We start from the raw sequence: 13,969 nt of genomic DNA, 5'->3' as shown, positions 1-13,969 counted from the left end.
CTCCTTTTTTAAGAGCAAACGCCAAAGAATCTCACTATGCAATTTCCCGAGTCCTGGTTGCGCGAATTCTGCAATCCACCGCTGACCACCCAAGAGCTGGCCGACACCCTGACCATGGCAGGGCTGGAGGTTGAGGAGCTGCGCCCCGTCGCTCCGCCCTTCACCAAGATCGTGGTCGGCGAGATCAAGGAGGCTGTGCAGCACCCTGATGCCGACCGCCTGCGCGTGTGCCAGGTCGATGTGGGGCAGGGCGCCTTGCTCAACATCGTTTGCGGGGCGCCCAATGCCCGTGTGGGCATCAAAGTGCCTTGCGCGTTGGTGGGCGCTGAGTTGCCCCCGGGTGATGATGGAAAGCCTTTCCTGATCAAGGTGGGCAAGCTGCGTGGAGTGGAAAGCCAGGGCATGCTGTGCTCAGCCCGTGAATTGAAGCTGTCGGAAGACCATGGCGGTCTGCTGGAGCTGGACGCCTCGGCCCCTGTGGGTCAGGACATCCGCGCACATTTGAATCTGGATGACACACTGTTCACTCTCAAGCTCACGCCCAACCTTGCGCATTGCCTGAGCGTCTACGGCATTGCCCGTGAAGTGTCTGCTTTGACAGGGGCGCTGCTGCGGCAGCCCTCGTTCCCGGCAGTGCCAGCCCAGCTGGCAGACAAGCTGCCCGTGAAAGTGAGCGCTCCCGATTTGTGCGGTCGTTTCTCGGGTCGCATCGTGCGCAACGTGAACACGCGCGCTGCAACCCCCCAATGGATGCTGGACCGCCTGGCCCGCTGCGGTCAGCGCGGTGTGTCGCCACTGGTGGACATCTCGAACTACGTGATGTTTGAGCTGGGCCGCCCCTCGCATATTTTTGACCTGGACAAAATCCACGGTGGCCTTCAAGTCCGCTGGGGCAAGGCGGGTGAGCAGCTCAAGCTGCTCAATGGCAACACCATCACCGTCGATGACAAGGTGGGTGTGATCGCCGATGACAGCCAGGTCGAATCGCTGGCCGGCATCATGGGTGGTGATGCCACGGCGGTGTCTGATGACACACGCCACATCTACATCGAAGCTGCTTTCTGGTGGCCCAAGGCCGTGGCGGGGCGCTCGCGCCGTTTCAACTTCTCCACCGACGCAGGCCATCGCTTTGAGCGGGGTGTGGACCCCAGCCTCACGGTGGAGCACATCGAGCGCATCACACAGCTCGTTCTCGATATCTGCGGCACGGCCGATGCGGCTTGTGGCCCCATCGATGACCACACGGTCAATCTGCCCATGGCACAGCCTGTCGCATTGCGCGTGGCGCGCGCGGCCAAGGTCATCGGTATGCCGCTGACCCAGGCTCAGTGCGTGGACGCGCTCCAGCGCCTGGGGCTGCCGGTGTCTGAATCTGACGGTGTGGTGACGGTAACCCCGCCCAGCTACCGCTTCGACATTGCCATCGAGGAAGACCTGATCGAGGAAGTGGCCCGCATGGTGGGTTACAACAACCTGCCCACCACACCGCCCTTGGCGCCCATCACCCCCAAGCTGCGTGCCGAGGCCCAGCGCAGCCCGTTCGCTGTGCGCCGTGCGCTGGCAGGGTTGGGGTACCAAGAGACCATCAATTTCAGCTTTGTGGAAGAGCGCTGGGAGCAGCAGTTGGCAGCCAATGCCAACCCTATCAAGCTGCTCAATCCGATTGCCAGTCAGATGAGCGTGATGCGCTCCACCTTGCTGGGCTCGTTGCTGCAAGTGCTCAAGTTCAACCTGGACCGCAAGGCCGAGCGGGTGCGCGTGTTTGAACTGGGCCGCGTGTTTTTGCGCGATGCCTCTGTGGCCAACACCGACACCACGGTCGAGGGCTTTCACCAGCCCATGCGGGTAGCGGGCGTGGCCTATGGTGCCAGCGACATCCTTCAGTGGGGCCGCAAAGAGCAAGGCATTGATTTCTTCGACGTTAAGGGGGATGTCGAGGCCTTGTTGGCGCCACTGCGTGCCACCTTTGAACCCGCAACCCACCCTGCCATGCACCCTGGCCGTTGCGCCCGCGTGCTGGTGCAAGGCCGTGCCGTGGGCTTTGTGGGCGAGTTGCATCCCCAATGGCGCCAGTCTTGGGAATTGCCCCAGGCGCCCGTGATGTTCGAGCTGGAGCTGGATGCCGTGCTGCTGCGCACGGTGCCCCGTTTCACCGCCGTGGCCAAACACCAGGCCGTGGAGCGTGATCTGGCCATCGTCGTGGCAGAGCGTGTGACGCACAGCGAAGTCATGGCGGCGGTCGAGTCTGCCGTGCCAAGCACCTTGCTGCGCTCTGCCGTGTTGTTTGACGTGTACCGTCCCAAGGCGCTGAAGCCCGGCGAAGAGCCATCCACCACTGCAGGCGTGGCGGCCGGTGAAAAGAGTTTGGCGGTGCGCCTGACCTTGGGCAGTGGCGAGGCTTCGCTCACTGAAGCCGAGATTGAAGCGGCGGTGCAGGCCGTCATGGCCCAACTGGTGGCGCGCACGGGCGGCCGCCTGCGCGTTTGATACTGGCGTGGAGATGGCCCAAGTGATTGAATTCGCAGTCGACAGCCTAGAGACCAACGCGCTGACCAAGGCTCAGCTGGCAGACCTTTTGTTTGACCAGATTGGGCTGAACAAGCGCGAGTCCAAAGACATGATTGACGCATTCTTTGACCTCATCGTGCAGAGCCTGATTGAGGGCAAGGATGTGAAGCTGTCGGGGTTTGGTAACTTTCAGATCCGAACCAAAGCCCCCCGGCCCGGGCGCAACCCGCGCACGGGTGAGGCCATTCCCATCCAGGCCCGGCGGGTCGTCACTTTCCATGCCAGCAGCAAGCTTAAAGAGCAGATTCAGGGTAGCGCGGCAGAGTCCGTGTGAACCTTTTCCTGTTTTGAATGGGAATCCGTGGATTCGCGCTGGCGGCCATGCGGCCTCTGCAGTACGCTAAGCGGTTTTCGAGTACACCTGTCTTCCCTTCATGGGCACAACGCTTCCTCACATTCCAGCCAAGCGTTACTTCACCATTGGTGAAGTCGCTGAACTCTGCGGCGTAAAGCCTCACGTGCTGCGCTACTGGGAGCAGGAGTTCACGCAACTGCGTCCCATGAAGCGGCGCGGCAACCGCCGCTATTACCAGCACCATGAAGTGTTGATGATCCGGCGGATACGGGATTTGCTGTACGACCAGGGCTTCACCATCAGCGGCGCACGCAACCGGTTGCAAGAGCTGACGCACCTTGAGCGCGACAACAGCGTTGCGTTGGAGGACGATAGCCCGGACGTGTTGGGTGCAGAGCTTGCCGATCCTTCTGCTATGGCGGTGCGAAACGACAAGGTTTTGGACTTTGCCGCAGTCCGCCAAGAATTGTTGGAGATAAAGGCTCTCCTTTCCTAAGGGGCCTGTTTTTGTGTATATAATCTAAGTCTTGTCGGCGTGTAGCGCAGCCTGGTAGCGCACTTGCATGGGGTGCAAGGGGTCGCGAGTTCGAATCCCGCCACGCCGACCATTGATAGCAAAAGCCCGGTTCCGTAAGGAGCCGGGCTTTTTTGCTTTTGGCCAGAGTCTGTCTGGAAGTGGAGGATCAGATGATTGATGGTTTGGTGGCAGGCAGGCTGTGGAGTGCTGCGGAGCGTCGGGTGGACAAGGCGGGCAAGTCCTATACGGTGGCGCGCTTGCGCGTGACGGGCGTGGATGTCGATGGCGTGCTCGTCAATCTCATCGCCTTTGATCCCAGGGTGTGCGAGCTTTTGCACGAGGCCCAAGAGGGCGAGGCCGTGTCCGTGTCGGGTGCGTTGACCCCCAAGGTCTGGACCGACAAGCAGGGCAATACCAAACCCGCACTGGACATGGTGGTGCACCGCGTCTTGATGGTGCGTCCAGACTGACAGGAGGCACTGCATGCCAAGGTATGCACGGGGTTTCAATGAGCCTGATGAGTCAGCACAGCAAAAGGTACTGATGGTTCAGGCAACGATGTCTATAGCCTTTCAACGACTGTGCAAGCCCATGGCGGGCCGTCAGGGCCTGTTTGGCTTTGGTGTCGTGTCAAAGCCGAGTGCAATGAGCTCTTCGGGCGAAAGCTCAATCTCTACGACCTCCGGCTGCCGGGGCTCAATGGTTCGGCGCCGCTCATAGCTGGCGGGTGGCTCATTTTGCGTTTGCCGGCGGTCGATGCCGCTTCTGCGGTCGGTGGGGGTTCTGTTTTGCATGGTGTGATGGCCTTTCCTGCTTTGCGCGGAGTCCCGATAATTGCGGGCTGTCCGCCTGTACATGGCAACCCAGCGGGCGTTCCAAGTGTCCACAATTTGCCGCCATTCGCAAACAAAGTTTGCGCCAACCCACTGAATTTCAGAAGGGGCCGAGTGGTCTGTCGGCACAGCCAAAGCCCATGAAAAAAGCCCTGACTCTTGCGAATCAGGGCTTTTCATTTGGTGCCGGAGAGATGAATCGAACACCCGACCTTCTCATTACGAATGAGCTGCTCTACCGACTGAGCTACACCGGCGTTAGCCTCAAATTATAGCGTCGAATGGTAGCTGGTGACCCGCTCCACCTCGTTCTTGGAGCCGAGGATGACGCTGACGCGTTCGTGCAGTTGCTGTGGCTGGATGTCCAGGATGCGGCCTTTGCCGTTGGTGGCGGCACCGCCAGCTTGCTCTACCAGCCAGCCCATGGGATTGGCTTCGTACATCAGGCGCAGCTTGCCGGGCTTGTGGGGTTCGCGCTTGTCCCAGGGGTACATGAACACGCCGCCACGGGTCAGGATGCGGTGCACGTCGGCCACCATCGAGGCAATCCAGCGCATGTTGAAGTCTTTGCCGCGCGGGCCTTCCTTGCCTTGCAGGCATTCGTCGATGTAGCGCTTTACCGGCTCATCCCAGTGGCGCATGTTGCTCATGTTGATGGCAAATTCCTTGGTGTCTTCAGGAATGCGCACGTTCTCTTGCGTCAGCACGAAGGAGCCTTGCTCGCGGTCCAGGGTGAACATGGCCACGCCGTCGCCCACGGTGAGTACCAGGGTGGTTTGCGGGCCGTAGATGCAGTAGCCAGCGGCCACTTGGCGGTTGCCGGCCTGCAGGAAGTCGCCTTCCTCCACGCCACGGTCGTCATCGGGCTTCTTGAGCACGCTGAAGATGGTGCCGATGCTCACGTTCACATCGATGTTGCTGGAGCCATCCAGGGGATCGAACAGCAGTAGGTATTCGCCTTGCGGGTAGCGGTTGGGCACCAGGTAGATGCCGTCCATTTCTTCCGAGGCCATGGCCGCCAGGTGGCCGCCCCATTCGTTGGCTTCGATGAGCACTTCGTTGGCGATGATGTCCAGCTTTTTCTGGACTTCGCCTTGTACGTTCTCGCTATCGGCGCTGCCGAGCACGCCGCCCAGCGCGCCCTTGTTGACGGCTTGGCTGATGCCTTTGCAGGCCCGCGCCACCACTTCCAGCAGCAGGCGCAGTTGAGAGGGAATATGGCCGTCAACGCGCTGTTGTTCGACCAGGTAGCGGGTGAGGCTGATGGGTTTTGCCATGGGGAGACTCCTTGTTTATTCGGCCAGTGCGCGGTTGACGACTTCGCGCACGTCGTTGCTCAGGCCCTCGCGGGCGGCCACGCGGGCGATGGCTTCGCGGGCGGCGGTGCGCCAGGGCTCGGCCAGCTTCTTCCAGCGGTCCAGTGCACGGGCCAGGCGGGCGGCCACTTGCGGATTGATCGCGTCCAGCTCGATCACGCGGTCGCTCCAGAACACGTAGCCACCCGCATCCAGGCGGTGGAAGGCGCCGGGGTTGGCGCTGCAGTAGCTGAAGATCACGCTGCGCGCGCGGTTGGGGTTCTTGAGACTGAAGTCGGGGTGCTGCATGAGCTGGCGCACGGCGGGCAGCACGTTGCCGCCCCGGTCGGGCGCGCCCGCTTGCAGGGAAAACCACTTGTCGATGACCAGCGGCTCGTTCTTGAACAGTGCATGAAAGCGCGCCAGGGCAGGGGCTGCCAGTTCGTGGCCGCTGGCCACCAGGGCCGTGAGGGCGTTGAAGCGGTCGGTCATGTTGCCCGCGTCCTTGAAGCGCTGGTAGGCCTTGCCGGGCCACACGGCATCGCCCGTGATCTGCGCCGCGATGCACAGCATGTGCAGGGCCATGCCGCTCAAGGCGCGGCGACCGCTGGAGACGCTGTCAGGCTGGTAGCCGCCGGTGTTCTGGTGCTGCTCCCAGGCGGCTTCCCAGTCGGCGCGCAGGGCCAGCGCCAGTTCTGTGCGCATGGCTTCGCGCACGGCATGGATGCGCTGCGGGTCCACCACGTCCAGCTGCTCGGCGATGTAGGTCTCCGACGGTAGGGTGAGCACCAGCTCTTTGAAGGCTGCGTCCAGCCCGGGGTGGCGCAGCACGGCGCGCATGGCCTCGACGAAGGCCGCGCCCAGGATTTTGGGCTCAGAAGTGGCTGTGGCGTTCGCCAAATCAGCGCTACTAGCTATGCTATTGATAGCAATGCGCAGCGCCAGGCGCTGGCCTGCTTCCCAGCAGTTGAAGGCGTCGGTGTCGTGCGCCAGCAGGGTGAGCAGCTCAGCGTCGGTGTAGTCGATGTCCAGCACCACCGGGGCGCTGAAGTTGCGCAGCAGCGAGGGCACCGGGGCGCTGTCGAGGTTGGTGAAGGTGAAGGTTTGCGATGCCTCGGTCAGCACCAGCACTTGCGACAAGGCGCCGGTGGCGGCCTCGCCCGCCAGCTGCAAGGGCTGGGGGGAGCCTGAGGTGCTCATCAGGCCCAACTCCACGGGGATGACGAACGGCTCCTTGGTCGGCTGGCCGGGCGTGGCGGGGCAGCTTTGCGACAAGGTGAGGGCGTAGCAGCGCGTGGCGGCGTCATACACCCCGGTCGCACGCACGCGGGGCGTGCCCGCCTGGCTGTACCAGCGCTTGAACTGCGGCAGGTGCTGCGCCAACGGGCTGGCGGGGTTGGCATCGGCTATTGATCGCACGAAGTCGTCGCAGGTCACGGCCTGGCCGTCGTGGCGTTCGAAGTACAACTTCATGCCCTTGGCAAAACCTTCGCGGCCCACCATGTTGTGCTGCATGCGCACCACCTCGGAGCCCTTTTCGTAGATGGTGACGGTGTAGAAGTTGTTGATCTCGACGTAGCTGTCGGGCCGCACCGGGTGGGCCATGGGGCCCGCGTCTTCGGGGAACTGGGCGGTGCGCAGCACGCGCACGTCTTCAATGCGCTTGACGGCGCGGGCGGACGGGCTGCCCGCCAGGTCCATGCTGAATTCCTGGTCGCGGAAGACGGTGAGGCCTTCCTTCAGGCTCAGCTGGAACCAGTCGCGGCAGGTCACGCGGTTGCCTGTCCAGTTGTGGAAGTACTCGTGGCCGACCACGCTTTCGATGTTGGCAAAGTCGGTGTCGGTGGCGGTGGCTTCGCTGGCCAGAACGTACTTCGTGTTGAAGATGTTCAGGCCCTTGTTCTCCATGGCGCCCATGTTGAAGTCGCTGGTGGCGACGATCATGAAGCGCTCCAGGTCCAGCGGCAGGCCAAAGCGCGCTTCGTCCCAGGCGATGCTCGCCATCAGCGAATTCATGGCGTGCTCAGTCTTGCCCAGGTCGCCCGGGCGCACATACACCTGCAGCAGGTGGTCCGTGCCCGCGCGGGTGCGGATTTTTTGCTCGCGCGCCACCAGCTTGCCCGCCACCAGGGCGAACAGGTAGCAGGGCTTTTTGTGGGGGTCCACCCACTTGGCAAAATGCCGCGCACCGTTGGGGCCGTCTTCCAGGTCGCCACTGTCCACCAGGTTGCCGTTGGACAGCAGCACCGGGTATTGCGCCTTGTCGGCCCGCAGCGTCACGGTGTAGCTGGCCATCACATCCGGGCGGTCCAGGAAGTAGGTGATGCGGCGGAAACCCTCGGCCTCGCACTGCGTGAAGAACGACTCGTTGCTCACGTACAGGCCCATGAGCTTGGTGTTCTTGGCGGGTGCGCAGGTGGTGAAGATCTCGATGGCGCAGGGCTCGTCGCCTTCGGGCAGGTTCTCCAGCACCAGCTGGCCGCCGTCCATCTTGAACGAGGTGCCCTGGCCGTTGACGAGCACGCGCGCCAGGTTCAGGTCTTCGCCGTGCAGGCGCAGGGGTTGCGCGGCCACGTCGGGGTTGCGGCGCAGCACCATGCGGTTGAGCACGCGGGTCTTGGCAGGGTCCAGGTCGAACGTGAGTTCGACGCTGTCGATCCAGTAGGCGGGGGCGGTGTAGTTCTCGCGGTGGATGGCTACAGGCACGGCCTGTCCGTCTTCTTTAGACAGTTGCAACATGGATGCTCTCCAAAAAGTCGGTGTTCATGAGTTCGGTGTAATCGCGCACGGCGGCCAGCACATGGGGCCCCGCCAGTTGCGCGGGGCTGTGCGTGCTGCACACCGCCACGGCGCGCATGCCAGCGCGGCGGGCGGCTTCAATGCCAAAAGGGGCGTCTTCAAAAACGATGCAGTGCGCAGCGGGCACGTCCAGCCTGCGGGCGGCTTCCAAAAAAATCGAGGGCTCCGGCTTGCCAGGCAGGCCTTCATCGCCGCGCACCACCGCCAGGGGCTGCGGCTGCATCTGCAGGCGCGACATGGCGAACTCCACGTTGTGGATGTCGCCCGCCGTGCCCACGGCCACCTTCAGGCCGCGGTCCGCCACCTGTTGGGCAAATTGGCGAAAGCCCGCCACCTCGGCAAATTGCGGGCCAAACAGTGCGCGGTAGATGTCTTCTTTTTCACGGGTCAGCGCGTCGGCCTCGTCCTGCGACACCTCGCGGCCCAGCAGCTCGCGGATGCATTCGGTGCCGTTGCGCCCGGTGGTGCGCGCCATGAGGTCGGGCACATCCAGGGCCATGTCGCGGCGGCGGGCAAACTCCACCCAGGCCTTGGCGTGCCAGGGCATGGAGTCGATCATGGTGCCGTCCATGTCGAAGATGATGGCTTGGGTGGGTGTCATGCCGCCTTTCGGGTGCGGGTTGGGTGCAGGGTGTGGGGTTCAGTGGCTGGTCAGCGGCCAGAGGGCGCGGCGCCCACCGCACGCAGGCGGTGGGCGGGTGGCGGCGCAGTGCGCTGCGCCCATCACACCCCTTGCTTGAGCGAGGCCTCGATGAACGCGTCCAGGTCGCCGTCCAGCACCTTTTGCGTGGCCGAGATTTCGACGTTGGTGCGCAGGTCCTTGATGCGGCTGTTGTCCAGCACATAGCTGCGGATCTGGTGGCCCCAGCCCACGTCGGTCTTGGTGTCCTCCAGCTTCTGCTGCTCTTCCATGCGCTTGCGCATCTCAAAGTCGTACAGGCGGCTGCGCAAGCGCTGCCATGCCACGTCACGGTTGCTGTGCTGGCTGCGGCCGTCTTGGCACTGCACCACGATGCCGGTGGGGATGTGCGTCAGGCGCACGGCCGAGTCCGTCTTGTTGATGTGCTGCCCGCCCGCGCCCGATGCGCGGAAGGTGTCGGTGCGCACGTCGGCTGGGTTGATGTTGATCTCGATGGAGTCATCGATTTCGGGGTACACGAACAGCGACGCGAACGAGGTGTGGCGGCCGCCCGAGCTGTCAAACGGGCTCTTGCGCACCAGGCGGTGCACGCCGGTTTCGGTGCGCAGCAGGCCGAAGGCGTACTCGCCCTCGATCTTGATGGTGGCGCTCTTGATACCGGCCACGTCCCCCGGGGTTTCGTCTTCGACAGTGGCCTTGAAGCCCTTGCGTTCGGCGTACTTGAGGTACTGGCGCAGCAGCATGCTGGCCCAGTCGCAGGCCTCGGTACCACCGGCGCCCGCCTGGATGTCGACGAAGCAGTTGAGCGGATCGGCCTCGTTGCTGAACATGCGGCGGAACTCCAGCTCTTCCACGGCAGCGCGCATCGTGGCGACTTCGGCCTCGATGGTCAGCAGGCCGGCTTCATCGCCTTCTTCCTTGCTCATCTCGTACAGCTCGGCGTTGTCGGCCAAGTCGCGGGTGAGCTTTTCCAGTGTGACGACCACGCTGGAGAGCGACTTTTGTTCCTTGCCCAGCTCCTGGGCCTTCTTCGGATCGTTCCAGACCGAAGGGTCTTCCAGCGAGGCGTTTACCGTGCGCAGGCGTTCAAATTTGGCATCGAAGTCAAAGATACCTCCGTAACTCTTGCGTGCGCAGAGCCAGGTCTTCGAGGGTGGTGCCGATGAGGTTGGTGCGTTCTGCGTCCATGATTCTTGTCCTGCGTGTTCTGTGGAATAACCCGCGATTTTCTCATGGGAAGTGAATCTGCCCTACCAATGCCCCCAGCGGGGCTTTGCGTCTGCACAGCCGGGGCAGGCGGCTGCTCGGTGTTTCGGATGCCTTGTCAAAAATGATAGCTGCCAGCGCTTGATTTATAAGCGCTGGAGGCCATTTTGATGCATGGTGGCTTCGCTGGTGGTTTAACTGGTGGTTCAGGCGGCGTCCAGAAATTGCTCCATGAGCTGCGCCACTTGCTGCGGCTGGTCGTGGTGCAGCATGTGCCCGGCGTCCTGCACGACGGCGGTGCGCACGTCGCGCACATGGGTCAGGCGCTGGTGGTATTCGGCCAGGCTGTATTTGCCTTTCCACCACAGGCCCAGGCTGTCGTCGCTGGCCTCCACGGCCAGCAAGGGGGCGGTGATGTTTTCGTAGAGCGCCAGCGCCTCGTCCAGGCGGTACAGCTGGGCGCTGGAGATCTTGTGGGCCGGGTCGCCCAGGATGGCCCACTGGCCCTGGACATTGGGCCGTGCCCAGTGGCCCGCCAGCCATTGGGCCTTGTCTTCGGACAGGCGCGGGTTGGTTTTCATCAGGCGGCGGGCCACGCCGTCCTGGCTGTCGTAGCTTTTCAGGGCCACATCGCCCTGGTGCAGTTGCTTGATCTCGTCGATCCATTGCCCGTAGCGCTTGGGCGCCTGCTCGGGCCGCGTGGCAGGCATGCCAAAGCCTTCCAGGTTGACGAGGCGGCGAATGCGCTGCGGCCGCACACCCGCATACATCATGGCCACGTTGCCGCCCATGCTGTGGCCCACCAGGTCCACGGCTTCGCCGGGTGCGTAGTGGTCTAGCAGCAGGTCCAGGTCGGCCAGGTAGTCGGCAAACACATAGTGGTCCACCGGCGCGCCGGTGGTCAGGCCAAAGCCGCGCCAGTCGGGCGCGATGATGCGGCGCTCGCGCTGCAGCGCGTCCACCGTGAACTGGTACGACGCACCCACGTCCATCCACCCGTGCAGCAGCACCAGCGTGGGCAGCGGGCTGGTATCGGGCCCCCAGTGGCGGACGTGGTAGTTCAGGTGGCGCAGGGCCCGTGTGCTGCTGCGCGAGGGTTTGAGGACTTGGTACATCGGTGCTGGGGTGATCGCGGGAAAAAGGGGGAGGGAGGCTAGGCGGCCAGTGTGTGGCGGGATGTTACGTCGGGCACCCCGGTCTCGCTGGCGCAGGGCTGTCGCGCAGGCGGCTTGCAGCGGCACGCCGAATTCCCCTTGCGTCGTTGTCCGGTCCTGTTGTGCTGCTTGTGGTGTCTGCGACGGAACACCTATGGCGGAGCTGTCGGGATTGGAAGTCGTTGGGGGCCCATGCGGCCCATGCGGCACACATGGCTCTGGCTGGAATCGTGGTTGCGTTCGGCGTTCCCAGTCCGACAGCCTCCCGAAGCACTTGGTCTGCTGGGAGCCGCTGGGCTTGGTGTCGGTGCTCTGGCATCGGTGTGCCGCCACGGGTGTTGCAACCCAGGTGGCAGGGTGTGGGCGGGTATTGATGTGCGACTGCATCAGAGGCCATGCCCGAGCGCTACCCCGGATTTTCACCGGCGCGGCATCGCCACGAATCCGCACGGTTCCCAAGCAGGCCCAGAAAAGGCCCAAAAAGATCAAAATGAATGGATTCATTCATGTAAACTAATGTTTGAATAAATTCATTCATCAACCTTTTGGTGAGTTCTCCATGAGTGTTTTGCAAGGCTTGCGGCATTCGGCCCAGTCAGGCTCCCCGGCGATTCGCAAGGTGGGCGAGTGGATGGCGCTTCATCCGCTCAAAGCGATTTCCTTGTCTGCGGACGAGATTGCTGTCCAGGCCCATGCATCGCAATCGGCGGTCAATCGGTTTGCCACGCATGCGGGTTTTTCCAGCATGGCAGAGCTGAGGGCGGCCCTGATGGCTGAGTTGCAGGACGTGCAGGAGCCGATTGCGAAGTTGCAACGCAGTGGTGATTTGTCCAGCGAACACCCCTTTGCAGATGCCCAGTCGGGCCTGTTGCAGGCCGCCCATGGGCTGGACATTCAGGCGCTGGAGCGGTGTGCCAGCACTTTGCTGAAAGCCCGCCATGTCTACACCCTGGGGCTTGGGATGAGCCACTTTGCTGCCGGATTTGCCGCCAGTGCGCTGCTGCCGTATGTGCAAGGGGCCACCCATGTCTCTGAGGGGGGCGGGGCCGAGCAGATTGCCCGCCGCATGATGCATCTGGGCCAGGGCGATGTGCTGATGGCAATCGCTGTTCCGCGCTATTCGATGGACACCGTGACCCTTGCCGGCGCCGCACGTTCGCGCGGTGCGTTCGTGGTGGCTGTCACCGACAAGATGGCATCGCCCCTGGCACCCGTGGCCGATCTGGTGATGCTTGCTCCTGCCGAACACCGCGTGATGTCGCACAGCTATGTCTCCATCGTGGCATTGATCGAGGCGGTGACGGCCAGCGTGATGCGGCTGAACTCAAAGGCTGCATCCATCACCACCGACATGTACGACGCCGTGCTCCCCCATCTGTTGCAGATGCGTCGGCGTTAGCGCCTGAGCAACCTGCTATGCCCATGATCCCCTGCTTGAGCGGTCACGCCGCAAGCGTGGCCGATCCATTCACTGCAGGCATTGGCCGCTCGGTGTGTGCGGCGGTTTTTGGGTGGCCTGGGTGGTGCGGGTGCTGTGGCTACGCCGCGGGGTCTTGCGGTCATTTGCGTTTGTTTGTTTGTCCCATGCAACTTTTCACTCACAGGAGATGATTTTTATGAAACTGGCCAAAACCTTCACCGGCGCTTGTTTGGCTGCCGTAGCGCTGTGCATGTCTGTGCCCGCCATGGCGGGCAAGGTGCTTGATGGTGTCAAGAAGAACGATGTCTTGACTTGCGGGGTGCACACAGGCCGCGCGGGCTTTGCGCAGGCTGATGGCTCGGGCAATTGGAGCGGGCTGGATGTTGACTTCTGCCGGGCTGTTGCGGCTGCCGTGCTGGGCGATGCCAAAAAGGTGAAATTTGTGCCTACTTCCGGGCAGACCCGTATCACGGCGCTGCAAAGCGGCGAGATTGACCTGCTGGCGCGCAACACGACCTTCAACTTTACCCGCGACACAAGCCTGGGGCTGTTGTGGACGGGCATTAACTTCTACGATGGTCAAGCCTTCATTGTGAAAAAGCGCCCTGGCCTGCGCAGCGTCAAGCAACTGGACAAAGCCACTATCTGCATCGACTCTGGCACCAGTACCGAGCGCAACTTGCAGGACTACGCCCGCAACAACAAGTTCACCTACCGCCCAGTGGTGTTTGACAACCAGGAGGCGTCCAAGCAGGCGTTCGCGTCGGGCCGTTGCCAAGCCTATACGGGGGACTATGCCGCCCTGGCCATCTTGCGTGCCACTGATCTTCCCAACCCCGCAGACTACGAGCTTTTGCCCGAAATCATCAGCAAGGAGCCAGTGGGCCCCGCCGTGCGCCGAGGCGATGAAGAGTGGTTTTCCATTGTCCGCTGGACCTTGCAGGCCATGCAGGTGGCCGAAGAGATGGGTCTGAACCAGGCCAACATCGATGCGCAGGTTGCCAAGAGCCAGGAGGTGGCGGTTCGCCGCTTTATCGGCGAGAGTGACGACATTGGCAAATCCCTGGGGCTGGACAAGAAGTGGGCCTACCGCGTCGTCAAGCAGGTGGGCAACTACGGTGAGAGTTTTGACCGCAACTTGGGCGCTGGCAGCTCGCTCAAGCTGGAGCGGGGCTTGAACCGTCTGTACACGCAAGGTGGCTTGGTGTATCCGCTGCCGCTGCAGTGATGCGGGAACGCCTT

12 protein-coding genes and 2 tRNA genes are annotated in these 13,969 nt (G+C 62.8%); 7 read left to right on the top strand and 7 right to left on the bottom strand.

Annotation, left to right across the window (positions count from 1 at the left end; all coding sequences use genetic code 11):
- Nucleotides 1–36 precede the first annotated feature (36 nt).
- The 5 genes from pheT to C8C98_RS00445 all read left to right on the top strand — a co-directional run bounded on the left by pheT (nt 37) and on the right by C8C98_RS00445 (nt 3,850).
- Nucleotides 37–2,487 (top strand): phenylalanine--tRNA ligase subunit beta, encoded by a 2,451-nt coding sequence (gene pheT, locus C8C98_RS00465; RefSeq protein WP_121452696.1) that lies wholly within the window; start codon nt 37–39, stop codon nt 2,485–2,487.
- 13 nt (nt 2,488–2,500) lie between these two features.
- Nucleotides 2,501–2,842 (top strand): integration host factor subunit alpha, encoded by a 342-nt coding sequence (locus C8C98_RS00460; RefSeq protein ID WP_121452695.1) that lies wholly within the window; start codon nt 2,501–2,503, stop codon nt 2,840–2,842.
- 100 nt (nt 2,843–2,942) lie between these two features.
- Nucleotides 2,943–3,359, top strand: a complete 417-nt coding sequence (locus C8C98_RS00455) for a MerR family transcriptional regulator (RefSeq protein WP_121452694.1) — start codon at nt 2,943–2,945, stop codon at nt 3,357–3,359.
- Between the two features lie 35 nt (nt 3,360–3,394).
- Nucleotides 3,395–3,471 (top strand) — tRNA-Pro (locus C8C98_RS00450).
- 79 nt (nt 3,472–3,550) lie between these two features.
- Nucleotides 3,551–3,850: a single-stranded DNA-binding protein gene (locus C8C98_RS00445; RefSeq protein WP_121452693.1), complete on the top strand. Its 300-nt coding sequence runs from the start codon at nt 3,551–3,553 to the stop codon at nt 3,848–3,850.
- A gap of 132 nt (nt 3,851–3,982) precedes the next feature.
- Here C8C98_RS00445 and C8C98_RS00440 read toward each other — a convergent pair whose 3' ends face one another.
- From C8C98_RS00440 to C8C98_RS00410, 7 genes are all read right to left on the bottom strand, one after another.
- Complete coding sequence (locus C8C98_RS00440; RefSeq protein WP_121455932.1) at nt 3,983–4,174, bottom strand: hypothetical protein; 192 nt, start codon at nt 4,172–4,174, stop codon at nt 3,983–3,985.
- Nucleotides 4,175–4,394: 220 nt separating this feature from the next.
- Nucleotides 4,395–4,470 (bottom strand) — tRNA-Thr (locus C8C98_RS00435).
- Between the two features lie 12 nt (nt 4,471–4,482).
- Nucleotides 4,483–5,490 carry a class 1 fructose-bisphosphatase gene (locus C8C98_RS00430; RefSeq protein ID WP_121452692.1) on the bottom strand — a complete coding sequence of 336 codons (1,008 nt, stop codon included), beginning with the start codon at nt 5,488–5,490 and terminating at the stop codon, nt 4,483–4,485.
- A 15-nt stretch (nt 5,491–5,505) separates the two neighbouring features.
- On the bottom strand, nt 5,506–8,247 hold the full coding sequence (gene pepN / locus C8C98_RS00425) for an aminopeptidase N (protein ID WP_121452691.1): 2,742 nt from the start codon (nt 8,245–8,247) through the stop codon (nt 5,506–5,508).
- The gene (locus C8C98_RS00420) at nt 8,231–8,908 is read right to left on the bottom strand and encodes an HAD family phosphatase (protein WP_121452690.1); all 678 of its coding nucleotides are present in this window, start codon (nt 8,906–8,908) and stop codon (nt 8,231–8,233) included. The genes pepN and C8C98_RS00420 overlap by 17 nt, the downstream gene beginning before the upstream one ends.
- A gap of 122 nt (nt 8,909–9,030) precedes the next feature.
- Nucleotides 9,031–10,135 (bottom strand): peptide chain release factor 2 gene (gene prfB, locus C8C98_RS00415; RefSeq protein WP_121452689.1). Its coding sequence is split into 2 segments (ribosomal slippage): nt 9,031–10,053 and nt 10,055–10,135, totalling 1,104 coding nucleotides; the frame shifts between segments, so codons are not numbered across the junction.
- A gap of 224 nt (nt 10,136–10,359) precedes the next feature.
- On the bottom strand, nt 10,360–11,268 hold the full coding sequence (locus C8C98_RS00410; RefSeq protein ID WP_121452688.1) for an alpha/beta fold hydrolase: 909 nt from the start codon (nt 11,266–11,268) through the stop codon (nt 10,360–10,362).
- A 598-nt stretch (nt 11,269–11,866) separates the two neighbouring features.
- On the opposite strand from C8C98_RS00410, the gene C8C98_RS00405 reads away from it, so the two are divergent.
- Together C8C98_RS00405 and C8C98_RS00400 are read left to right on the top strand one after the other, a co-directional pair.
- Entirely contained in the window at nt 11,867–12,706 is an 840-nt protein-coding gene (locus C8C98_RS00405) for a MurR/RpiR family transcriptional regulator (protein WP_121452687.1), read from the top strand.
- A gap of 217 nt (nt 12,707–12,923) precedes the next feature.
- Nucleotides 12,924–13,955: an amino acid ABC transporter substrate-binding protein gene (locus C8C98_RS00400; protein WP_121455931.1), complete on the top strand. Its 1,032-nt coding sequence runs from the start codon at nt 12,924–12,926 to the stop codon at nt 13,953–13,955.
- Nucleotides 13,956–13,969: the final 14 nt, after the last annotated feature.

This window comes from Acidovorax sp. 106, assembly GCF_003663825.1.
Taxonomy (GTDB): Bacteria; Pseudomonadota; Gammaproteobacteria; order Burkholderiales; family Burkholderiaceae_C; genus Acidovorax.
Note: the sequence above shows the minus strand (reverse complement) of the source record. Positions and strands in the feature narration are given on the sequence as shown.